Annotated in this window: 19 protein-coding genes; 12 read left to right on the top strand and 7 right to left on the bottom strand. The window is 65.6% G+C overall.

The features are described 5' to 3' along the window. The first annotated feature begins 111 nt into the window (after positions 1 to 111). The 4 genes from N2603_RS19785 to N2603_RS19770 all read left to right on the top strand — a co-directional run bounded on the left by N2603_RS19785 (position 112) and on the right by N2603_RS19770 (position 4,445). Complete coding sequence (locus N2603_RS19785; RefSeq protein WP_018644545.1) at positions 112 to 1,059, top strand: aspartate carbamoyltransferase catalytic subunit; 948 nt, start codon at positions 112 to 114, stop codon at positions 1,057 to 1,059. A 5-nt stretch (positions 1,060 to 1,064) separates the two neighbouring features. After that, positions 1,065 to 2,366, top strand: coding sequence for a dihydroorotase (locus N2603_RS19780; protein WP_260424222.1), 1,302 nt, complete (start codon positions 1,065 to 1,067; stop codon positions 2,364 to 2,366). A 62-nt stretch (positions 2,367 to 2,428) separates the two neighbouring features. Beyond that, complete coding sequence (gene plsY, locus N2603_RS19775) at positions 2,429 to 3,025, top strand: glycerol-3-phosphate 1-O-acyltransferase PlsY (RefSeq protein WP_018644543.1); 597 nt, start codon at positions 2,429 to 2,431, stop codon at positions 3,023 to 3,025. Between the two features lie 211 nt (positions 3,026 to 3,236). After that, positions 3,237 to 4,445 (top strand): patatin-like phospholipase family protein, encoded by a 1,209-nt coding sequence (locus N2603_RS19770; RefSeq protein WP_260390053.1) that lies wholly within the window; start codon positions 3,237 to 3,239, stop codon positions 4,443 to 4,445. Here the strand turns inward: N2603_RS19770 and N2603_RS19765 are convergent. Next, on the bottom strand, positions 4,437 to 5,681 hold the full coding sequence (locus tag N2603_RS19765; protein ID WP_260390052.1) for an amidase: 1,245 nt from the start codon (positions 5,679 to 5,681) through the stop codon (positions 4,437 to 4,439). The genes N2603_RS19770 and N2603_RS19765 overlap by 9 nt on opposite strands. A gap of 90 nt (positions 5,682 to 5,771) precedes the next feature. Between N2603_RS19765 and dprA the strand changes: the two genes are divergently transcribed. Continuing rightward, positions 5,772 to 6,914: a DNA-processing protein DprA gene (gene dprA, locus N2603_RS19760; protein ID WP_260390051.1), complete on the top strand. Its 1,143-nt coding sequence runs from the start codon at positions 5,772 to 5,774 to the stop codon at positions 6,912 to 6,914. Positions 6,915 to 7,155: 241 nt separating this feature from the next. Here the strand turns inward: dprA and N2603_RS19755 are convergent, their stop codons facing one another. Then, complete coding sequence (locus tag N2603_RS19755) at positions 7,156 to 7,614, bottom strand: winged helix-turn-helix transcriptional regulator (protein WP_260390050.1); 459 nt, start codon at positions 7,612 to 7,614, stop codon at positions 7,156 to 7,158. 83 nt (positions 7,615 to 7,697) lie between these two features. Here N2603_RS19755 and N2603_RS19750 point away from each other — a divergent pair, with 83 nt between their 5' ends. Next, complete coding sequence (locus tag N2603_RS19750; protein ID WP_260390049.1) at positions 7,698 to 8,306, top strand: FMN-dependent NADH-azoreductase; 609 nt, start codon at positions 7,698 to 7,700, stop codon at positions 8,304 to 8,306. A gap of 58 nt (positions 8,307 to 8,364) precedes the next feature. On the opposite strand, the gene N2603_RS19745 is transcribed toward N2603_RS19750, so the two are convergent. Together N2603_RS19745 and N2603_RS19740 are read right to left on the bottom strand one after the other, a co-directional pair. Continuing rightward, entirely contained in the window at positions 8,365 to 8,547 is a 183-nt protein-coding gene (locus N2603_RS19745; RefSeq protein WP_260390048.1) for a hypothetical protein, read from the bottom strand. 176 nt (positions 8,548 to 8,723) lie between these two features. Then, positions 8,724 to 9,497: an SDR family oxidoreductase gene (locus N2603_RS19740; RefSeq protein ID WP_260390047.1), complete on the bottom strand. Its 774-nt coding sequence runs from the start codon at positions 9,495 to 9,497 to the stop codon at positions 8,724 to 8,726. A gap of 122 nt (positions 9,498 to 9,619) precedes the next feature. Here N2603_RS19740 and N2603_RS19735 point away from each other — a divergent pair, with 122 nt between their 5' ends. Then, positions 9,620 to 10,087, top strand: coding sequence for a winged helix-turn-helix transcriptional regulator (locus N2603_RS19735; protein WP_260390046.1), 468 nt, complete (start codon positions 9,620 to 9,622; stop codon positions 10,085 to 10,087). A 285-nt stretch (positions 10,088 to 10,372) separates the two neighbouring features. On the opposite strand, the gene N2603_RS19730 is transcribed toward N2603_RS19735, so the two are convergent. Next, positions 10,373 to 10,612 (bottom strand): hypothetical protein, encoded by a 240-nt coding sequence (locus N2603_RS19730; RefSeq protein ID WP_026312229.1) that lies wholly within the window; start codon positions 10,610 to 10,612, stop codon positions 10,373 to 10,375. Between the two features lie 228 nt (positions 10,613 to 10,840). Between N2603_RS19730 and topA the strand changes: the two genes are divergently transcribed. From topA to N2603_RS19710, 4 genes are read left to right on the top strand one after another with little or no spacing between them, the layout of a single operon-like run. Beyond that, positions 10,841 to 13,588: a type I DNA topoisomerase gene (gene topA, locus N2603_RS19725; RefSeq protein ID WP_260390045.1), complete on the top strand. Its 2,748-nt coding sequence runs from the start codon at positions 10,841 to 10,843 to the stop codon at positions 13,586 to 13,588. A gap of 19 nt (positions 13,589 to 13,607) precedes the next feature. Continuing rightward, a complete protein-coding gene (rnr, locus tag N2603_RS19720; protein ID WP_260390044.1) occupies positions 13,608 to 15,959 on the top strand; it encodes a ribonuclease R in 2,352 nt (783 codons plus the stop codon). Beyond that, complete coding sequence (locus N2603_RS19715) at positions 15,953 to 16,393, top strand: DUF983 domain-containing protein (RefSeq protein ID WP_425248997.1); 441 nt, start codon at positions 15,953 to 15,955, stop codon at positions 16,391 to 16,393. The genes rnr and N2603_RS19715 overlap by 7 nt, the downstream gene beginning before the upstream one ends. A gap of 31 nt (positions 16,394 to 16,424) precedes the next feature. Then, positions 16,425 to 17,174, top strand: a complete 750-nt coding sequence (locus tag N2603_RS19710) for an NUDIX hydrolase (RefSeq protein ID WP_260390042.1) — start codon at positions 16,425 to 16,427, stop codon at positions 17,172 to 17,174. A 27-nt stretch (positions 17,175 to 17,201) separates the two neighbouring features. Here N2603_RS19710 and N2603_RS19705 read toward each other — a convergent pair whose 3' ends face one another. After that, the gene (locus N2603_RS19705; protein ID WP_311741474.1) at positions 17,202 to 18,560 is read right to left on the bottom strand and encodes a metallophosphoesterase family protein; all 1,359 of its coding nucleotides are present in this window, start codon (positions 18,558 to 18,560) and stop codon (positions 17,202 to 17,204) included. A gap of 66 nt (positions 18,561 to 18,626) precedes the next feature. Further along, positions 18,627 to 19,169 carry a hypothetical protein gene (locus N2603_RS19700; protein ID WP_260390040.1) on the bottom strand — a complete coding sequence of 181 codons (543 nt, stop codon included), beginning with the start codon at positions 19,167 to 19,169 and terminating at the stop codon, positions 18,627 to 18,629. A 221-nt stretch (positions 19,170 to 19,390) separates the two neighbouring features. Here N2603_RS19700 and N2603_RS19695 point away from each other — a divergent pair, with 221 nt between their 5' ends. Then, positions 19,391 to 20,716, top strand: a complete 1,326-nt coding sequence (locus N2603_RS19695) for an LLM class flavin-dependent oxidoreductase (protein WP_260390039.1) — start codon at positions 19,391 to 19,393, stop codon at positions 20,714 to 20,716. Positions 20,717 to 20,796: the final 80 nt, after the last annotated feature.

Below are 20,796 nucleotides of genomic sequence, written 5' to 3'. Positions count from 1 at the left end.
GCTCGCGCGCCATCCCGGAATGACGGTGTACCAGACTCCTCAGGGGATAACTCCCCGCCCCGGCATTGGCCCTTGCCCCTCCAGCCATCCCCGCCTATAGCTCTCGTTTTAATGACATCGAAATCGACCTTCGTCCTCGGCCACCGGCATTTGCTGGGCATCGAGGGCCTTTCCGCGGCCGACATCAGCGGCCTCCTCGACCTGTCCGAAGAATATGTCGAGCTCAACCGTCAGGTTGACAAGAAGCGTACCGTCCTGCGTGGACGGACGCAGGTGAACCTCTTCTTCGAGGCCTCCACCCGGACCCAGTCCTCGTTCGAGCTCGCCGGCAAGCGCCTCGGCGCCGACGTCATGAACATGTCGGTCGCTTCCTCGTCCATCAAAAAGGGCGAGACGCTGATCGACACCGCGATGACGCTCAACGCGATGCACCCGGACATCCTGGTGATGCGCCATCACGCCTCCGGCGCGGTGGAACTCCTGGCCCGCAAGGTTGACGGTTCCGTGATCAACGCCGGCGACGGCGCGCATGAGCATCCAACCCAGGCGCTGCTCGACGCGCTGACCATTCGCCGCAACAAGGGCCGCATCGAGGGGCTCGTGGTCGCGATCTGCGGCGACGTGCTGCATTCGCGCGTCGCCCGCTCCAACATCATCCTGCTCAACACCATGGGCGCCCGCGTCCGCGTCGTTGGCCCCTCCACGCTGCTGCCGCCCGGCATCGAGCGGATGGGCGTCGAGGTCGCGCGCGACATGCGCGAGGGTCTCAACGGCGCCGACATCGTCATGATGCTGCGGCTGCAGCGCGAGCGGATGAACGGCTCCTTCGTGCCGTCGACCTCCGAGTATTTCAACTATTTCGGGCTCGACCAGAAGAAGCTCGCCTACGCCAAGCCGGACGCCCTCGTCATGCATCCCGGCCCGATGAACCGCGGCGTCGAGATCGACACGGCGGTCGCCGACGGCGCGCAGTCCCTGATCCGCGAACAGGTGGAGATGGGCGTCGCCGTGCGCATGGCGGTGCTGGAAGCGCTCGCCCGTAACCTGCCGAACGCGTGATGCCCATGCTGACCGACCGTCGCCCCATCCTGCTCGCCAACGCCCGCGTCGTCGATCCCAGCAGGGATTTCGACGGTGTCGGCGACGTCCTGATCGCCGACGGCACCATCCGTGAGACCCGCCGCGGCATTGGCGCGGCCGGCGTCCCCGAGGGCACCGACATCGTCAACTGCGCCGGCAAGGTCGTCGCGCCGGGCCTGATCGACATGCGCGCCTTCGTCGGTGAGCCCGGCTACAGCCATCGCGAGACCTTTGCCACCGCGAGCCAGGCGGCTGCGACCGGCGGCATCACCACCATCATCTGCCAGCCCGACACCCTGCCCGTGGTCGACAATTCGGCGACCGTGGACTTCGTGATGCGGCGCGCCCGCGACACCGCGATCGTCAACATCCAGCCGATGGCGGCGCTCACCAAGGGCATGCACGGCCAGGAGATGACCGAGTTCGGCCTGCTGAAAGCCGCGGGCGCCGTGGCCTTCAGCGACGGCGACAGAAGCGTGACCAATGCGCAGGTGATGCGCCGCGCGCTGACCTACGCGCGCGATTTCGACGCGCTGATCGTGCACTACACGGAGGATCCCGATCTCGTCGGTGAAGGCGTTATGAACGAAGGCGAGTTCGCATCGCGGCTGGGCCTGATGGGCATCCCGAGTGCCGCCGAGGCGGTGATCCTCGAGCGCGACATGCGCCTCGTCGCACTGACCGGCGGCCGCTATCACGCGGCATCGCTGTCCTGCATCGACTCGCTCGAAATCCTCAAGCGCGCCCGCGATGCAGGCCTCCCCGTCAGCGCCTCGGTCTCGATCAACCATCTTGCACTGAACGAGAACGACATCGGCCCCTACCGGTCCTTCCTGAAACTGTCGCCGCCGCTGCGCACCGAGGACGACCGCCGCGCGCTGGTCGCCGCCATCGCCTCCGGCCTCGTCGACGTCATCATGTCCGACCACAATCCGCAGGACGTCGAGGTCAAGCGCCTGCCGTTCGCGGAAGCCGCTCCCGGCGCCATCGGTCTGGAGACCATGCTGCCCGCCGGCCTGCGGCTGGTGCACAATGGCGAGCTGGAACTCAAGACGCTGATCCGGGCGATGTCGACCCGGCCGGCCGAGCTGCTCGGCTTGCCCGGCGGAACCTTGCGCGCCGGTAGCCCGGCGGACGTCATCGTGATCGACCCCGATGTGCCCTGGGTGGTCGATCCCGCCGACCTCAAATCGCCCTGCAAGAATACTCCGTTCGACGAGGCCCGCTTTACAGGCCGCGTGGTGCGCACCATTGTCGGCGGACGGACGGTGTACGAACATGTCTGACGTGCGGGATCATGTGTGGCGCCTCGATTCGACATGCGGATGCGGCCTTTGGAGATCCAGCCATGGGGCTTGAAGCCTTCCTGCCGGTGGCCTTCGTCATCGGCTACCTGCTCGGCTCGATCCCGTTCGGACTGGTGCTGACAAAACTCGCCGGCACGCAGGATATCCGCTCGATCGGCTCCGGCAGCATCGGCGCCACCAATGTTCTGCGCACGGGGCGCAAGAGCCTTGCCGCCGGCACCCTGCTGTTCGATGCGCTCAAGGGCACCGTGGCCGTGGTGATCTGTGGCTACATCGCCGGCCCCAATGCGGCGATGGTGGCGGGGCTCGGCGCTTTCCTCGGCCACCTCTTCCCGGTCTGGCTCAAGTTCAAGGGCGGCAAGGGCGTCGCGGTCTATATCGGCATACTGCTCGGACTGTTCTGGCCGGCCGCGGTGGTGTTCTGCCTGCTTTGGCTCGCGACCGCCTTCACCACCCGCTACTCCTCGCTCTCGGCACTGGTGGCGTCCTTCATCACACCGATGTTCCTGTGGTGGTTCGGCCATCTCGCTTTGTCTGCGCTGTTCGCGGTGCTGACGCTGCTGCTGTTCTACGCGCATCGCGAGAACATCAAGCGGCTGCAATCCGGCAAGGAAAGCCGGATCGGCGAGAAGGCATAGAGCGTTTTCGAGCGAAGTGGATACCGGTTCGCGTCAAGAAAACGCGTCAAACAAAATCCAAGGCTGAAAAAAGTACGGATACTGCCGCACCCTTTCCGCATTATACGCCAAATCCTGTTCGCAACTTTCGCACCGCTCGCGGCAGACAGTAGCGAACGGGTTCCATGCCTGTCATCCTGACGAGGAAGACGGCGTTACGCGGTTGCTCAGAATGAGCGAGAAGATGGTCGGCGCACAGATTGACGGTGGTTCGCAAGTTGCCGGGCGCACCGCGGCGAGCCGGCTGCTCTTTGCAACGGACATCTGGTCCGGTGCCCCCTCGCCGCCTCCCACTCCAGAGCCTGCCTCCGTTACACCGCCGGCGCCTGTTGCGGCCGCGCAACCGCCGCGCCCTGTCGGGGTGATCACCGTCGCCGCACCCGTTGCGCCGGTCCCGGCTCCATCAAGACAATGGCCTCCGCAAAAACTCTCGCTGGCCCTCCAGGGCGGCGGCACCTTCGCCGCCTTCACCTGGGGCGTGCTGGAGCGGCTGCTGGAAGAGCCTGACATCGAAATCGACACAATCAGCGGCGCCAGCGCCGGCGCCGTCAATGCGCTCCTGCTTGCCTCCGGCCTTGCCGAAGGCGGCCGCGAAGCCGCCCGCAGCCGGCTGAACCGGTTCTGGGTCCGCCTGATGCACGAGGCCTCGTTCCGTTCATTGATGCTGGTCGGCGGCTTCTCGCCGGCGGGAAGCTCGGTCGCGTTCGGGCCGACGCTGCGCTCCGGCCAGTTCGACCCCTTCGACCTCGATCCGCTCAGGCAGGCGCTGTCGCGCGACATCAATTTCGCGGCGCTGCGCGCGGCGAAATCGCCAAAACTCCTAATTGCGGCGACGCGGATCCGCGACGGGCAGCAACAGATCTTCCGCAACGATGCCATCACCGCCGATGTCGCGCTGGCCTCGACCTGTCCGCCACTTGTGCACTGCGCCGTCGAGATCGATGGCGAGGCCTATTGGGACGGCGGCTTCGGCGGCAATCCCCCGCTGGTGAGGCTGGTTCAGGAAACGGCGGCGACGGACGTGCTGCTGGTCCAGGTCACGCCGTCGCGCGACAGCTACGTGCCGATCACGCTTGCCGCGATCGACCGCCGGCTCGACCAGATCGCGGCGAACGCCGCGCTCAATGCCGAGGTTGCGGCCATCGCATGGGCGCAGGCGCAGACGGCACCTTCGCTGCGGCTCTCCAGGATCGCGGCGGAAGACTCCGTTGACGGGCTGGCGCAGCGCTCATCGACCGATCTCGGCCGCGGCTTCATTCGCCTGTTGCACCGGAGCGGACGCGAGGCCGCCGAGCGCTGGCTCGGCCAAGCCGCAATCGCCGGCGCAGCTCCACCTGTACTCGGCCAACGCGTCGCCGCCGGCGAACCCGCGCTAGCCTGACTTCGCCAGCGCGTCTTCCAGGAACCACGCCGTCGCCAGCGCATGCGCGTCATTGCCGAAGCGCGCGATCACCTGCACGCCGATCGGCAGGCCACCGACCTTCAGCACCGGCACGTTGACGCACGGATTGCCCATCAGCGTCCAGAGCCGGTTGTAGCGGGGATCACCGGTCGTCGCGAGCGCCTTGGTCGGCGCGGTGCCGGGCGCGGAATAAGTGAGCAGCACGTCGACCCCTTCGAACAGCTCGCCGAGCTCGCGACGGCCGCGCCGGCTGATCCGCCGCGCCTCGTCATAGTCTTTCGGGGTTATCCCGACCGTCTCATCGAGGCTGGCGCGCAGCATCGGCGCGATCTCGTCGTGACGCGCGTCAAACTCCCAGGCGAGCGCGCGATGCGCCTCAAAGTTCTGGATGATGGGATGGATGCGCCAGGCTTCCTTGACCCCCTCGGGCAGATCGATGGTCTGCACGCTGGCGCCGGCCTTCTCGGCCGCCTTGATCGCCGCCTGCAAGCCCTCCTCTGCCGCCGGCTCCACGGCCTTGGCAAACTCCTGCCTGACCACGCCGATGCGCGGCGCTTTCGCCGGCGCAATACCGGAGAATTCGGTGCGGCCGGTCATCGCCGAAAGCCCGCGCGCGAGATCTTCTGCCCGTGATCCGAACAGGCCGACCGTATCGAGCGCCCACGAATAGCACTTCACGCCGACCGTCGGCAGCATCCGGAACGATGGCTTGATCGCGGCAGCCCCGCAATAAGCGGCCGGCCGGATCACCGAGCCGCCGGTCTGGGTGCCCAGCGCCAGCGGAATCATGCCGGCACCGACCGCTGCGGCCGACCCGGCGGACGAGCCGCCCGGCGTATGGCCGAGGTTGTGCGGATTGAGCGTCGGGGTCGGATCGCTCGAGGCGAACGCTGTGGTCGTGGTCTTGCCGATGATGGTGGCCCCCGCCCGCTTCAGCATCATCACGACCGGCGCGTCCGAGCGCGGCTGCCAGCCGCGATAGATCTCCGAGCCCATCTCGGTCGGCATGTTGGCGGTGTCGATGATGTCCTTGATGCCGACGGCAATCCCGCGCAGCGGCCCGGAGGCTTGCGCTTTCGCGGATTTGTCATGCCGGACGAAGGCGCGGACGTCTTTCTCCCTGGCCTCGATCGCCGCATGCGACTGGGCGATGGCGGCCTCGGGCGAAAGCTCGCCCGCTTCAATGCGGCGCTGGAGGTCGGCAAGTGAGATCATGGCAAAATCCTTCTTATTGCCATCGCTTTTAGCATCGCGAAGGGGCCGCGCAAGCGCACGCCGCTGTTGCCCACGCCCTCAGGTTGTTCCATGCTGCGCACACAAGGAGACGCCGTGGACGCCATCAACCCGAGCGTGGAGCTGACCGAGGCTGAGCGGGTCGACCGCCTGCGGCTGATCCGCTCCGACAATGTCGGACCGCGCACCTTCCGCTCGCTGGTCGATCATTTCGGCACGGCGCGCGCCGCGCTGGAACGGCTGCCGGATCTGGCGCGCCGCGGCGGTGCGCAGCGATCGGGGCGGATCTGCAGCGCGGATGACGCGAAGGCCGAGCTCGCGGCGAGCCGCAAGCTCGGCATCGCCTGGCTCGCGCCCGGCGAGGACGGCTATCCGGCGCGCCTTGCGATGATCGACGATGCGCCGCCGCTGCTCGCGGTGCGCGGCGACACAAAAACCCTGATGCGGCCGATGATCGCGATCGTCGGCTCGCGCAACGCCTCCGGCGCCGGCTTGAAGTTCGCCGGCCAGCTCGCGCGCGAGCTCGGCGAAGCCGGCTTCGTCATCATCTCGGGGCTGGCGCGCGGCGTCGACCAGGCTGCGCATCGCACCAGCGTCGAGACCGGCACGATCGCGGTGCTCGCCGGCGGCCATGACTGCATCTACCCGCCCGAGCATGGCGATCTGCTCGCCGCGATCCTCGATCACAAGGGCGCGGCGATCTCCGAGATGCCGCTCGGCCATGAGCCGCGCGCCCGCGACTTCCCCCGCCGCAACCGGCTGATCTCGGGCGCTTCGCTCGGCGTCGTCGTGGTGGAGGCGGCGCACCGCTCCGGCTCGCTGATCACCGCGCGCATGGCGGCCGAACAGGGCCGCGAGGTGTTCGCGGTCCCCGGCTCGCCGCTCGATCCGCGCGCCGCAGGCACCAACGATCTGATCAAGCAGGGCGCAACGCTCGTTACGGAAGCTGCCGACATCGTCAACGCGGTGCAGCCGATCATGGAGCGGCCGCTGATGCACCCCGCCGGCGAGCCCGACAGCGAGCCGTTCGAGAGCGATCCGCAAAACCATGACCGCGACCAGATCACCGGCCTGCTCGGCCCTGCCCCAATCTCGATCGACGACCTCGTGCGGATGTCCGGCGCCTCGCCTGCGATCGTGCGCACCGTGCTGCTGGAGCTCGAGCTCGCCGGCCGCCTCGAACGCCACGGCGGCGGACTGGTGTCGCTGCTGTAGGGCGTTTGAAAATGAGGCTCGATCGGTGGCCCGTCCTCTTACCCTCCCCTGGAGGGGTCCGGGACGAGCGTAGCTCGCCCGTGGTCGATCGCGCGCAGCGCGAGCGGGCTGGGGTGATCTCTCCACTCGGGCACTGCATCGGCGGAGAGACTGTCACCCACCCCGTCTCACATTTCGCTGCGCTCAATGTGAGCCGACCCTCCCCCTCCAGGGGGGGTGAAGCGCACGTGCCCCTTCAGCTTTAGCCCTCGTTGCGCTGGTCGAACTTCGTGCGTGCCGCCTCGATCTGATCGAGATGCTCCTTCGCCCATTTGCCGAGTGCCTCGACGGGCCGCGACAGCCCGTGGCCGAGATCGGTCAGCTCATAGTCCACGCGCGGCGGAATGGTCGGGAAGATCGTGCGCGTGACGAGGCCGTCGCGCTCGAGGCCGCGCAGCGTCAGCGTCAACATCCGCTGCGAGATGCCGTTGATCATGCGCTTCAGCTCGTTGAAGCGCTTCGGCCCGTCGCTCAGCATCATGATGACGAACACGCTCCATTTGTCGCCGACGCGGGACAGCACGGAGGCGACCCCGCGGCAGTCCGCATGGTTGGGATCCGGCCTTTGATCCGGCCTTTGATCCGGACCGGGACCTGGCCTCTGATCCAGCCTTGGCGAGGCAGGCAAATCGGTGTGAGCAGGTTTCAATAATGTGTCCATGGCTCAAAAAAGTGCGTTCTTGCGGGGATTTCGACAGTCACTCATGTAGTCCGGGTTACAAATCTATACCAGGGTGACCCCAAATGAAACTCCTCCATATCGACTCCAGCGTGCTCGGCCCCCACTCCGTCAGCCGGCAGGTTTCCGCCGCCATCGTCGACCGCCTCAAGCAGGCCACGCCCTCGCTTCAGATCGCCTATCGCGACCTCAGCCAGGCCCCGCTCGCCCATCTCTCCGGCTCGCATTTGGCGGCCGCGCAAGGCGCGCCGGCGCCGGCGGAACTCGGACCGGACCTTGCCGCGAGCGCGGCCGCGCTGGACGAGTTCCTCGCCGCCGACATCGTCGTGATCGGTGCCCCCATGTACAACTTCACCATCCCCAGCCAGCTCAAGGCGTGGATCGACCGCATCCTGGTGGCAGGCAAGACGTTCAGCTACGGCGCGAATGGGCCGCAGGGTCTTGCCGGCGGCAAGCGCGTGATCCTGGCCATCTCACGCGGCGGCTATTACGGCGCAGGCTCGCCGGCCGCATCGCTGGAACATCTCGAAACTTATTTGCGCGGCGTGCTCGCCTTCATGGGCATCACAAATCCGGAATTCATCATTGCCGACGGCATCCAGGTTGGCCCCGATCATCGCGAGAAGGCGCTGGCCGGCGCACTTCAGGCCGCCACCAGCCTGCAGGCGGCATAAGACTCACTCCGACACCGGCCGCTGCCGGATTCCGGCGGCGGCTGACAGCTCGACCTCGCTAAAACCAGACGCCCTGCATGCCGAGGATGACGGCCACGAGCGAAATGAACAGGCCGATGCCGGAGAAAAGAGCCACCCCGATGAACTCGGAGGTGTCGGAGCGCTTGGCGGGAATGGCGGAACGTTCGGTGTAAATACGCGGTGCAGAAAACGATGAAAAAATACGAGCTGCCTTTGGCATCACGGGCTCCTTTGAAATGAGTCTTCTGACCCCCTGCCCGTAAAAATGTCTTTGCAGCGCAAGCGAAGGTTCAACACCTCACGCAAAGGTTTCGAAAATAGATCGCACAACGCGAGGAAACCGGCCGACGCAACCGACGTCACGGCGCCGACCGATTCAATTTTCACTTCACTTGATCAGCCGCGATAGATCGGCGCGCCAGCTGGCGAAGCGACTGCACCACCGTCGACGAAGATCTCCTGTCCCTGCACATGCGCGGAATCATCGGAGGCGAGGAACAGCACTGTCCTCGAAATGTGATCAGGTTCACCAATCCGGCCGAGTGGCGTCGCCAGCCCGATGCGCTTCTCGAAAGCCTTCTCCGCTTCGGGCGTCGCGATCGCGGCGCCCCAGATCGGGGTGCGGATCGCGCCGGGCGCGACAACGTTGACGCGGATGCCGCGCGGCGACAGTTCCGAGGCCATGATCCGCGCCATCGCGCGCACGCCGGCCTTCGCCGCGCCGTAAGCCGAGTAGCCGGGAATGCCGAGCACCGAGATCACCGAGCCATTGAGGATGATCGAGGCATTGTCGTTGAGATAAGGCAGCGCGGACTGAACCGTGAAGAACACGCCGGTCAGGTTGGTGCTGATGACCTTCTCGAACACCTCCAGCGTCGCCGAGCCCAGCGGCGTGCCGCCGGCGATGCCCGCATTGGCGAACACGATATCGAACTTGCCGAATTTTTCCGCGCCCTGCTTGATCGCGGCTTCCGTCGCAGCGATGTCCGTCGCATCGGCAGGCAACGCAAGCGCGTTCGGCCCGAGCTCCTTCCCCGCCGCCGCCAGCGTGTCCTTGTTGCGGCCGGTGATCACCACCTTGGCGCCCTCGGCCACGAACAGTTTTGCCGTCGCAAGCCCGATGCCGCTGTTGCCGCCGGTGATCAGGGCCGTCTTGTTCTTCAGTCTCACGCTCGCCTCCAGTTAGTTGCATAATGAAACTAGATTGCCATCTAGGCCATTTGGTTTTATGATGCAACCACACAAGCGCGTGATCGGCGGCAGAACCGTGCGAACGCGAAAGGACCGGAACGATGGTGAAACGAACGAGCTTCGAGGGCGATGCCTGCCCGATCGCGCGCTCGCTGGACGCGCTCGGCGACTGGTGGTCGCTGCTGATCATTCGCGAGGCACTGTTCGGCCTGCGCCGCTTCGTCGAATTCCAGAACAAGCTCGGTATGGCCAAGAACATCTTGTCAGTGCGGCTGCGTTCACTCGTTGACCACGGCATCCTCGCCACGGCCCCCGCCTCCGACGGCAGCGCTTATCAAGAGTATGTGCTGACGCCGAAGGGCCGCGGCACCTTCCCGATCCTGGTCGCGCTGCGGCAATGGAGCGAGGAATTCGACGACCACCCCGAGGAGATCGCGACGATCCTGGTCGATCGCGAAAAAGGCCGCCCGGTGAAGAAGCTCGAAATGCGCGCCGAGGACGGGCGGCTACTCAGCCCGGCGGACACAACGCTGAAGCCACGCCCCGCGCCGCGCCGGCGGTCGGCGTGATAGTCCCACGCGGTACCACACCGTCATTGCGAGCGCAGCGAAGCAATCCAGACTGCCTCTGCGGAAAGACTCTGGATTGCTTCGCTGCGCTCGCAATGACGACGTTGATGTGGCAGCGCGCCCATCTCTCTCCCCGTCACCCTGAGGTGGCCGCTTCTTCAGCGGCCCTCGAAGGGCGACGGCCCGGCTGGCACCTCGGCCGTTCATCCTTCGAGGCTCCCGGCGCGATGCTCTGCATCGCGCCGCTCGCGCCTCAGGATGACGGGGTGATATTGGCCGGACTCCTCACGACAGCTTGCGCCTCGTCCGCAGCCGCAAATGCTCGTCGGCCTCCAGCTGCGTCATCCCCAGGAGATAATGCAGCACGTCCAGCTTGTGGCGCTCGGCGAGCTTGCGCAACGCAGCCGCTTGCTCGGCGATGAAGGCCACCGCCTCATCTGCCCCGCCTTCCCCCGGTTCCTCGTTGCGCGAGCCTCCCCGCGCGCCCGATACGGCGCGCGCCCGCTTCTTTCCCGGCCTTGTCACCCGTCCCCACCCCGAATCCATGCCCCACAGAGACACTACGCCGATAGGGATCGCAACTCCAAGGTGGTAATTTGCAACTTTCTCGATATGAAACTTTTCCCATTCGGAGCGCTTTCAACACTCCCCGATTTGACAGCGGGGGCCTCACCACCCATGTTCGGGGCGAAACGGCCGACCCGAGTCCTTTCGTTTTCGGCCCGAGATTTTCCCGTAAGCCACTGGAACTAAATGAATATCGTCATTGTGGAGTCGCCGGCGAAAGCCAAGACGATCAACAAATATCTGGGCTCGTCCTACGAGGTTCTGGCCTCGTTCGGCCATGTCCGCGATCTCCCGGCGAAGAACGGTTCCGTCGATCCCGACGCCAATTTCAAGATGATCTGGGAGGTCGACCCCAAGGCGGCCGGCCGGCTCAACGATATCGCCAAATCCCTGAAGGGAGCCGACCGCCTGATTCTGGCAACCGACCCCGATCGCGAGGGCGAGGCCATCTCCTGGCACGTGCTGGAGGTGATGAAGGAGAAGCGCGCGCTGAAGGATCAGAAGATCGAGCGCGTGGTGTTCAACGCCATCACCAAGCAGGCCGTCACGGACGCGATGAAGCATCCGCGCGAGATCGACGGCGCGCTGGTCGACGCTTACATGGCGCGCCGCGCGCTGGACTATCTGGTCGGCTTCACCCTCTCCCCCGTGCTGTGGCGCAAGCTGCCCGGCGCCCGCTCGGCCGGCCGCGTGCAGTCGGTGGCGCTCCGCCTCGTCTGCGACCGCGAGCTCGAGATCGAGAAGTTCGTGCCGCGCGAATATTGGTCGCTGATCGCGACCCTGCTCACTCCGCGCGGCGATGCCTTCGAGGCCCGCCTCGTCGGCGCCGACGGCAAGAAGATCCAGCGTCTCGACATCGGCACCGGCGCGGAAGCCGAAGACTTCAAGAAGGCGCTCGAGCTTGCGAACTACGCGGTCACCGCGGTCGACGCCAAGCCCGCCCGCCGCAATCCGCAGGCGCCCTTCACCACCTCGACGCTGCAGCAGGAAGCCAGCCGCAAATACGGCTTTGCGCCGGCGCACACCATGCGCATCGCCCAACGCCTCTATGAAGGCATCGACATCGGCGGCGAGACCACCGGACTCATTACTTATATGCGTACCGACGGCGTGCAGATCGCCCCCGAGGCGATCACCCAGGCGCGCAAGGTGATTGGCGAGGATTACGGCAACGCCTACGTGCCGGACGCGCCGCGCCAGTATCAGGCCAAGGCCAAGAACGCCCAGGAAGCGCACGAAGCGATCCGCCCGACCGACCTCTCCCGCCGCCCCGCCAGCATGAGCCGCAAGCTCGATGCCGATCAGGCCCGGCTCTATGAGCTGATCTGGAAGCGCACCATCGCCAGCCAGATGGAGGCGGCCGAACTCGAGCGCACCACCGTCGACATCACCGCAAAGGCCGGCGGCCGGACGCTGGAGCTGCGCGCCACCGGCCAGGTCGTCAAGTTCGACGGCTTCCTCGCGCTCTATCAGGAGGGCCGCGACGACGAGGAGGACGAGGATTCCCGCCGCCTGCCCGTGATGAGCCCGAACGAAGCGCTGAAGCGGCAGTCGCTGTCCGTCACCCAGCACTTCACCGAGCCGCCGCCGCGCTTCTCGGAAGCATCGCTTGTCAAGCGCATGGAAGAGCTCGGCATCGGCCGCCCCTCGACCTATGCCTCGATCCTCCAGGTGCTGAAGGACCGCGGCTACGTCAAGCTGGAGAAGAAGCGCCTGCACGGCGAGGACAAGGGCCGCGTCGTGGTCGCCTTCCTCGAAAGCTTCTTTGCCCGCTACGTCGAATACGATTTCACGGCCGGCCTCGAAGAGCAGCTCGACCGCATCTCCAACAACGAGATCTCCTGGCAGCAGGTTCTGAAGGACTTCTGGACCGGCTTCATCGGCGCCGTCGACGACATCAAGGATCTGCGCGTGGCGCAGGTGCTCGACGTGCTCGACGACATGCTGGGCCAGCACATCTATCCGCCGCGCGCGGATGGCGGCGACATCAGGCAGTGCCCGAACTGCGGCACCGGCCGACTGAACCTGAAGGCCGGCAAGTTCGGCGCCTTCGTCGGCTGCTCGAACTATCCGGAGTGCCGCTACACCCGTCAGCTCGCCGCCGATGGCGAGGCGACTGCCGACCGTTCGCTCGGCCAGGATCCTGACACCGGTCGCGATGTCTGGGTCAAGGCCGGCCGCTTCGGCCCCTACATCCAGCTCGGCGAGCAGAAGGATTATGAGGAAGGCGAGAAGCCGAAGCGCGCGGGCATCCCCAAGGGCACCTCGCCCAGCGATGTCGATCTCGAGCTTGCGCTGAAGCTGCTGTCGCTGCCGCGCGAGATCGGCAAGCATCCGGAGACCGGCCAGCCCATCACGGCGGGCCTCGGCCGCTTCGGGCCGTTCGTGAAGCACGAGAAGACTTATGCGAGCTTAGAGGCCGGCGACGAGGTCTTCGACATCGGCCTCAACCGCGCGGTGACGCTGATCGCGGAGAAGGTCGCCAAGGGCCCGAGCCGCCGCTTCGGCGCCGATCCCGGCAAGGCTATCGGCGATCATCCGACGCTCGGCACCGTCACCGTGAAGAGCGGCCGCTACGGCGCCTATGTCACCGCCGGCGGCGTCAACGCCACGATCCCGGCCGAGTTCGAGAAGGACGCCATCACGCTGCCGCAGGCGATCGCGCTGATCGACGAGCGCGCGGCCAAGGGCGGCGGCAAGGCCAAGGCGAAAAAGGCTGCAAAGCCCGCCAAGGCCAAGAAGGCTGCGGAAAAGGCCGACGGCGAGGATGCCGCGCCAAAACCGAAGAAACCGGCCGCGAAGAAAGCCGCGGCCAAGTCCAAAACCGAATCCACCAGCAAGGCGCGCGCCCCCGTGTCGTCGACCGCAAAGACGTCGCCGACCAAGGCCGCCGCCACCAAGGCTCCGGCCAAGAAGAGTGCCGGCAAGACTTAAGTGAAGAATTAGAGGTTAAGTGAAACCAAAGAAAGACCGTGGCTTTCCCGACAGGCAAGCCATCGTCGCCTTCATCAAGGCAAATCCAGGAAAGGTCGGGACCCGCGAAATTGCGCGCGAGTTCGGCCTGAAGAACGCCGATCGCGTCGAGCTCAAGCGCATGCTGCGCGAGCTCGCCGACGACGGGACCATCAAGAAGAAGCGCCACAAGGTCTCCGAACCGGACACGCTGCCGCCGACGCTGGTCGCCGACATCACCGGCCGTGACCGCGACGGCGAATTGATCGCCACTCCCACCGAATGGGACGAGGTCGAGAGCGGCGAGCCGCCAAAGATCCTCATCGAGATGCCACGCCGGCCCAAGCCCGGCACCGCCGCCGGCGTACGCGACCGCGTGCTGCTGCGCGTCGAGCGCTCCGAGGAGACCGAAGGACCGGCTTATCGCGGCCGCATCATCAAGGTCTTCGACAAGACCAAGACCCGCATCCTCGGCGTGTTCCGCAGCCTTCCCGAAGGCGGTGGACGGCTCGTCCCCGTGGACAAGAAGTCCGCCGATCGCGAGTTGAACATCGCCCCGGCCGATGCGCACGGCGCGCAGGACGGCGACCTCGTCAGCGTCGACATCGTCCGCACGCGCAGCTTTGGCCTCGCTTCGGGACGGGTCAAGGAGAAGCTTGGCTCGGTCAAGTCGGAGAAGGCGATCAGCCTGATCGCGATCTACGCCCACGAGATCCCCCTGCAGTTCTCCTCCGCCGCCGAGCGCGAGGCGGAAGCCGCAGAGCCGGCGAACCTGAAGGGCCGCGAGGACTGGCGCGACGTGCCGCTCGTCACCATCGATCCGCCGGATGCAAAAGATCACGACGACGCGGTGCATGCGCAAGCCGACGAGGATCCCAACAACAAAGGCGGCTTCATCGTCAACGTCGCCATCGCCGATGTCAGCTTCTACGTCCGGCCGGGCACCGCGCTCGATCGCGACGCGCTCGACCGCGGCAACTCGGTCTATTTCCCCGACCGCGTCGTGCCGATGCTGCCCGAGCGCATCTCCAACAATCTCTGCTCGCTGGTGCCGGGCGAGCCGCGCGGCGCGCTGGCGGTGCGCATGGTGCTCGGCCCCGACGGCCGCAAGCGCTCGCACAGTTTTCACCGCATCCTGATGCGCTCGGCCGCAAAGCTGAGCTACGCGCAGGCGCAGGCCGCGATCGACGGACGGCCTGATGACACCACCGGCCCCCTGCTCGATCCGATCCTCAAACCACTTTACGCCGCCTATGCCAGCGCCAAGCGCGCAAGAGACGAGCGCGATCCGCTCAATCTCGATCTGCCCGAGCGCAAGATCCTCTTGAAGAGCGACGGCACGGTCGACCGCGTCGTCGTGCCCGAGCGTCTCGACGCGCATAAGCTGATCGAGGAGTTCATGATCCTCGCCAACGTCGCGGCGGCCGAGATGCTGGAGAAGAGGTCGCTGCCGCTGATCTACCGGGTGCATGACGAGCCGACGCTGGAGAAGGTCCACGCGCTCGCGGAATTCCTGGAGACGCTGGACGTCCCCTTCGCCAAATCAGGCGCGCTGCGCCCGACGACGTTCAACCGCGTGCTGGCCCAGCTCGAAGGCCATGACTACTATCCGCTGGTCAGCGAGGTCGTGCTACGCGCCCAGGCGCAGGCCGAGTACTCATCGGAGAACTACGGCCATTTCGGCTTGAACCTGCGCCGCTACGCCCATTTCACCTCGCCGATCCGCCGCTATGCCGACCTCGTCGTGCACCGTGCGCTGGTCCGCGCGCTCGGCCTCGGCGAAGGCGCCCTGCCCGACAGCGAGACGCCGGAAACCTTAAGCGAGGTCGCCGCGCATATTTCGCTGACCGAGCGCCGCGCGATGAAGGCGGAGCGCGAGACCGTAGACCGGCTGATCGCGCACCATCTCGCCGACCGCATCGGCGCCAGCTTCCAGGGCCGCGTCTCCGGCGTCACCCGCGCCGGCCTGTTCGTGAAGCTGAGCGAGACCGGCGCCGACGGACTGATCCCGATCAGATCCCTCGGCACGGAATATTTCAACTATGACGAGAGCCGTCACGCCCTGGTCGGCACGCGCAGCGGCACCATGTATCAGCTCGGCGACGTCGTTGACGTCCGTCTGATCGAAGCCGCCCCCATCGCGGGTGCGCTGCGCTTCGAACTGCTGTCGTCCTCCAGCGTGACTGCGCCGCGCGACCGCAGGCGGCCCGGTCAACAACGCCGCCCCTCGATCAAAGCCCATCCCGGCCGCAGCCCGGAGAGAAAACGCAAGCCGGAGAAGCAAAAGTCCGGCAAGGGGAAGAAGGGCAAAAACAAGGGAAAAGGTAGGGGCAAGAAGGGCAAGGCGTGGTGACGATGAGCACGGCCCCAAAGATCTGGACGCGCGAGACCGGCCTCGTCGAGAAGCGCGACGTCTGGTCAGCGATGAAACGCGGCTTTCGCGGCCGCTGCCCGCGCTGTGGCGAGGGCAAGCTGTTCCGCGCCTTCCTGAAGACCGCCGACAATTGCGCCAAATGCGGCCTCGATTTCACGCCGCATCGCGCCGACGATCTTCCCGCCTATCTCGTCATCGTCATCGTTGGCCACATCGTGGTTCCCACGATCCTCTGGATCGAGACCAATTACACCACGCCGGTCTGGCTCAGCTTCGCGGCCTATCTGCCCTTCACGTTCTTCGCCTCGCTCGGCCTGCTGCAGCCGGTCAAGGGCGCCGTGGTCGGCTTGCAATGGGCTCTACGCATGCACGGCTTTGACGAGAACCCTCCGGATGGTATTCCGCCGGTCTAAGCAATAAGCAAGAAACGGTTTGGGTGAGGACATGACGGATATTTCGCAGGCTGAAGAGAAAGCCAAGATCCACGAAGGCAAGGAAGCCGATCACCATCCTTACTTTCGCCCGAAGGATGCGGCGACACTGATCCTGGTCGATCGCAGCGGCGCGATCCCGAAAGTCCTCGTCGGCAAGCGCCACGACAAGGTCGTGTTCATGCCCGGAAAGTTTGTCTTCCCCGGCGGCCGTGTCGACAAGGACGACTACCGTGTGCCGGTTGCAGCGCCCATCACCGCGGAGCTGGAAGCAAATCTCGCCAAGGGCAGCCCGAAGACGCCGGCCTCGCGCGCAAAATCGCTCGCGATCGCCGCGATCCGCGAGGCCTGCGAGGAGACCGGCCTCTGTCTTGGCCGCAAGGCGGAGGGCAAGGCCAGGCTTGAAGGTCCGTGGAAGCCGTTTGCCGATGCAGGCCTTTTGCCCGATCCCTCCAGCCTGTTCCTGATCGCGCGCGCGATTACTCCGCCCGGCCGCGTCAAGCGGTTCGACACCCGCTTTTTCACCGCCGATGCCTCCGCGATCACCCACCGAGTCGATGGCGTGATCCACGCCGATGCCGAGCTGGTCGAGCTGGTCTGGGTCGAGCTCGGCTCGAAACCGCTCGCCGATCTGCATCCGATGACGCGCAACGTGCTCAACGAGCTCGACACCCGCCTTGCCACCGGCCCGCTGCGCCACGACGCGCCGGTGCCGTTCTTCCATTTCTACGGCGGCAAGATGCAGAAGGACATTCTGGGCTGATCCAGCCGCCGAGCTCTCCAGGCCTGCTCACGCGATCAGCAAACTCAGCGCGGCACCTCTGAAGGCCCGGTCTTCGCGGCCACCTTGTCCGTGGCCGATCGCCCAATGCCGGGGCCACGCCAGCTGGTCCAGCCCTCGCGACGTCGCAGAGGTGAAAGACGACCAGCGCGGAGAATCGTGATGGCGGTAGAGGAGACCGCCGGGGCCCATATCCGGATAGATCGCGACGCGAATATCAAAGCGGTCGCCTCCCGGAAGATCCGGTCCGAACCAATAGGTTGGGCTGCGTCCCGGCTCACGACCAACTATGGCCGTCAGAGTTTGCCTCGGTCCCCGAAGCCCAAGCCAGAACGGCGCGATCGAACCAGGCGCGAAAGCCGTGAAAATCGTCTGCGCCGATGCGACGTCGGTCGCAGCACTTTGTCCCACCAGTCTCAGCTCGATCCTATGTCCGCTCTCCACACGTCCGCTGAACGGCGCTTCGGCTTCCCCGAGCGGCAGCTCCCTCCACAGGGCGGGATCAGGATCGCGCAGCGGCCATTCCAACTTCTCCCTGACGGCACCGTCGGTATCGAGCACCTGGTAACGCAGGCCTTCCTCGTCGAGCGCAGCTTGGATGCAATGCAGATACTCGACGCCTTCCGGCATCCTGTGAGCCGTTCCCGCGCCCGCAGTGCAAATCTGGAGGACACCGCGATGCGCCTGCACGTCGAAGGCGAGGATGTGGCTGCACAGATAGGCAAGCACGTTTTCGTTCACCAGGATGTCCCAGAACGGGCGAGCGTATTCGTGGCCGATCTCGCGCTGATATGTCCCTGTAAAGCCGTTGATCGGAAACACCGGATGATGACCAAGGACGAGCTTGTGCCGGGCATCACCATGCTCCCTGAGCGTTGCCTCCAGCCACGCCAGCTCGACATGGCCCTCACCGCCAAGGCCACTCCAGAGCGTGTTGACGAACACCATCAGGAGATCGCCGCGCCTCACGAAGTATGACAGACCGGCTTGCCCCGGCGGCCCATTGTCCGGCAGGTCCAGCACTGCGCGAAACACCGCCTCGCTCATCAAATCATAGGTCGTGTGATTGCCGGTCGTGTGCCACATCGGAATGGCCGCACGGTCGAGCCATGCCATTTCCGTATCCAGCCAATAGCGCCACTGCGCACGCAGCGCGTCCGGATCCGGCGTCAGTCCGATGATTTCATCGCCCGGAAAGAGAACGAAGTCAGGCTGCGGTCTCAGGCGTTGAACGACTGCGTTGACCGAGGCGAAGGTCTTTTCGTGCAGGGCACCGGGCACGCCCGAGCACGAGTCGCCATACAACAGAAATTGGTGGCCCTTGCCGCGCGGCAGAAGCGCGGGAATGGGACTATTCGCAGAGGTCATGGCCTTCCATCGCGGTGTTTGGCCACGAAGATGGCAATTTCCGGAACGTGTCGCAACCAGGCTTGATCAGCTCGCGTCCGGCTCGGTGCCGACATAGTCGCGCGCCGGCAATTTCAGGACACGGCCGACCTCGCCGGCGAGCCTGTCCGCCTCCTCACGCCGGGTAAAACTCACCAGCGTGATCGGTTCGGTACCCTTGTTGCCGCACAGATTGACGTCGTAGGCCGTGAGCTCCGGATCATAGTCCTCGGTGATGCTGATGAAGTGGTAGTCGCCGAGATTGCGGTGCATGCGAAAATTCAGCGGGCCGAACTGCCTGGTGATGACGATCTGGCGCAGCGCCTCGTTGAGCACGACGAAGGTACGGAAGGTGAGCAGGATCAGGCCGGGAATTCCGACGAGCAGCCCGAGCCCCGTGAACACCAGCACCGGCACGAGGTCGTCGGCGAGCCGGCCAAACCCGGAAAAATCCTGGCGCAGGCCGAGTGCGACATTCCACAGGAGATAACCGCTCGCGCCGAGCAGCGGCAGCGACAACAGCCGGCCGACCCAGGGCATGGGCCGGTCGATGCGGACCATGCTGCCATCCACTGTCATTGCGCCGGCCATTGAAGTCTCCTCACGGGGTCATGGCTTGGTCGGGCTGAGCGGGGGATTGGTTCGATGGCCCCTCCCCGTCATTCCAGGCACGCGCAGCGCGAGCCCGGAATGACGCGATTGTGCTGAGCGCGTCACGAAAAACAAAAAATTCTTCTCAGCCATCCCAATGGCAGAGTTCCTCCGCGTCCCTATGTCTTTGCGAACGACACCCAGAACGGACTTAGGGCGCGATGGCACAACGGCAACTCAAGCTTGGCGCATTCATGCGCCCGATCAGCATCCACACCGGCGCCTGGCGCTATCCCGGGGCCTGGCCCGACGCCAATTTCAACTTCTCGCACATCAAGCAGCTGATCCAAAAGCTCGAGGCCGGCAAGTTCGACGCCTTCTTCATGGCCGATCACCTCGCCGTGCTGAACATGCCGATCAATGCGCTCAAGCGCAGCCACACCGTGACCTCGTTCGAGCCGTTCACGCTGCTGTCGGCGCTCTCGGCCGTCACGGAGCGGATCGGCCTGATCGCGACGGGCTCGACCACCTTCGATGAGCCCTACCACGTCGCGCGCCGCTTCGCCTCGCTCGACCATCTCAGCGGCGGGCGTGCCGGCTGGAATATCGTCACCACCTCGAACCCGGACGCCGCGCTGAATTTCGGCCTCGACGACCACATGGAGCACGCCGAGCGCTACAAGCGCGCCCGCGAGTTCTACGACGTCGTCACGGGCCTGTGGGATTCCTTCGCGGACGATGCTTTCGTGCGCGACGTCGAGAGCGGGCTGTTCTTCGATCCTTCGAAGATGCACACCCTCGACCACAACGGCAAATATCTGAAGGTGCGCGGCCCTCTCAACATCGCCCGCCCCGTGCAGGGCTGGCCGGTGATCGTGCAGGCCGGCGCATCGGAAGACGGCAAGCAGCTCGCAGCCGAGACCGCCGAAGCCGTGTTCACCGGCGGCGGCAGCCTCGCCGACGGGCAGAAGCTTTACGCCGACATCAAGGGCCGCATGGAGAAGGTCGGCCGCGACCCCGAGCATCTGAAAATTCTTCCCGGCGCCTTCGTCGTGGTCGGCGACAGCGTCGACGAGGCCAAGAAGAAGCGCGCCCTTCTCGACAGCCGCGTGCATTACGACAGCGCCATCGCCTCGCTGTCAGTCATCCTCGGCACCGACGCCTCCGGCTTCGATCCGGATGGACAATTGCCGGAGATTCCAGAGACCAACGCCAGCAAGAGCGGCCGCCAGCGCATGGTCGACCTCGCCAAGCGCGACAAGCTCACCGTGCGCCAGCTCGCCCAGCGCGTCGGCGGCTATGGCGGGCTCGCCTTCGTCGGCACCGCCAAAACCATCGCCGACCAGATGGAGGAATGGCTGGTCGGGCGCGGCTCCGACGGCTTCAACATCATGTTCCCGTTCCTGCCCGCCGGCCTCGACGATTTCGTCGAGAAGGTCGTGCCGGAGCTCCAGCGCCGCGGGATTTTCCGCAAAGAATATGAAGGGGCCACTTTGAGGGAGAATCTGGGCCTTCCCCGGCCGAAAAACCAGTTCTTTGAGGGGTAATCGGCCCGATTTGAGTGGTTTCCGCCCCCTAAAACCTTGACATCAGGCGGTTTCTGGCTAGGTTGCCGGCCAACGCGGGC

The organism is Bradyrhizobium huanghuaihaiense, assembly GCF_025200885.1.
GTDB lineage: Bacteria > Pseudomonadota > Alphaproteobacteria > Rhizobiales > Xanthobacteraceae > Bradyrhizobium > Bradyrhizobium huanghuaihaiense.
This window is presented reverse-complemented; position numbering and strand designations above follow the sequence as displayed.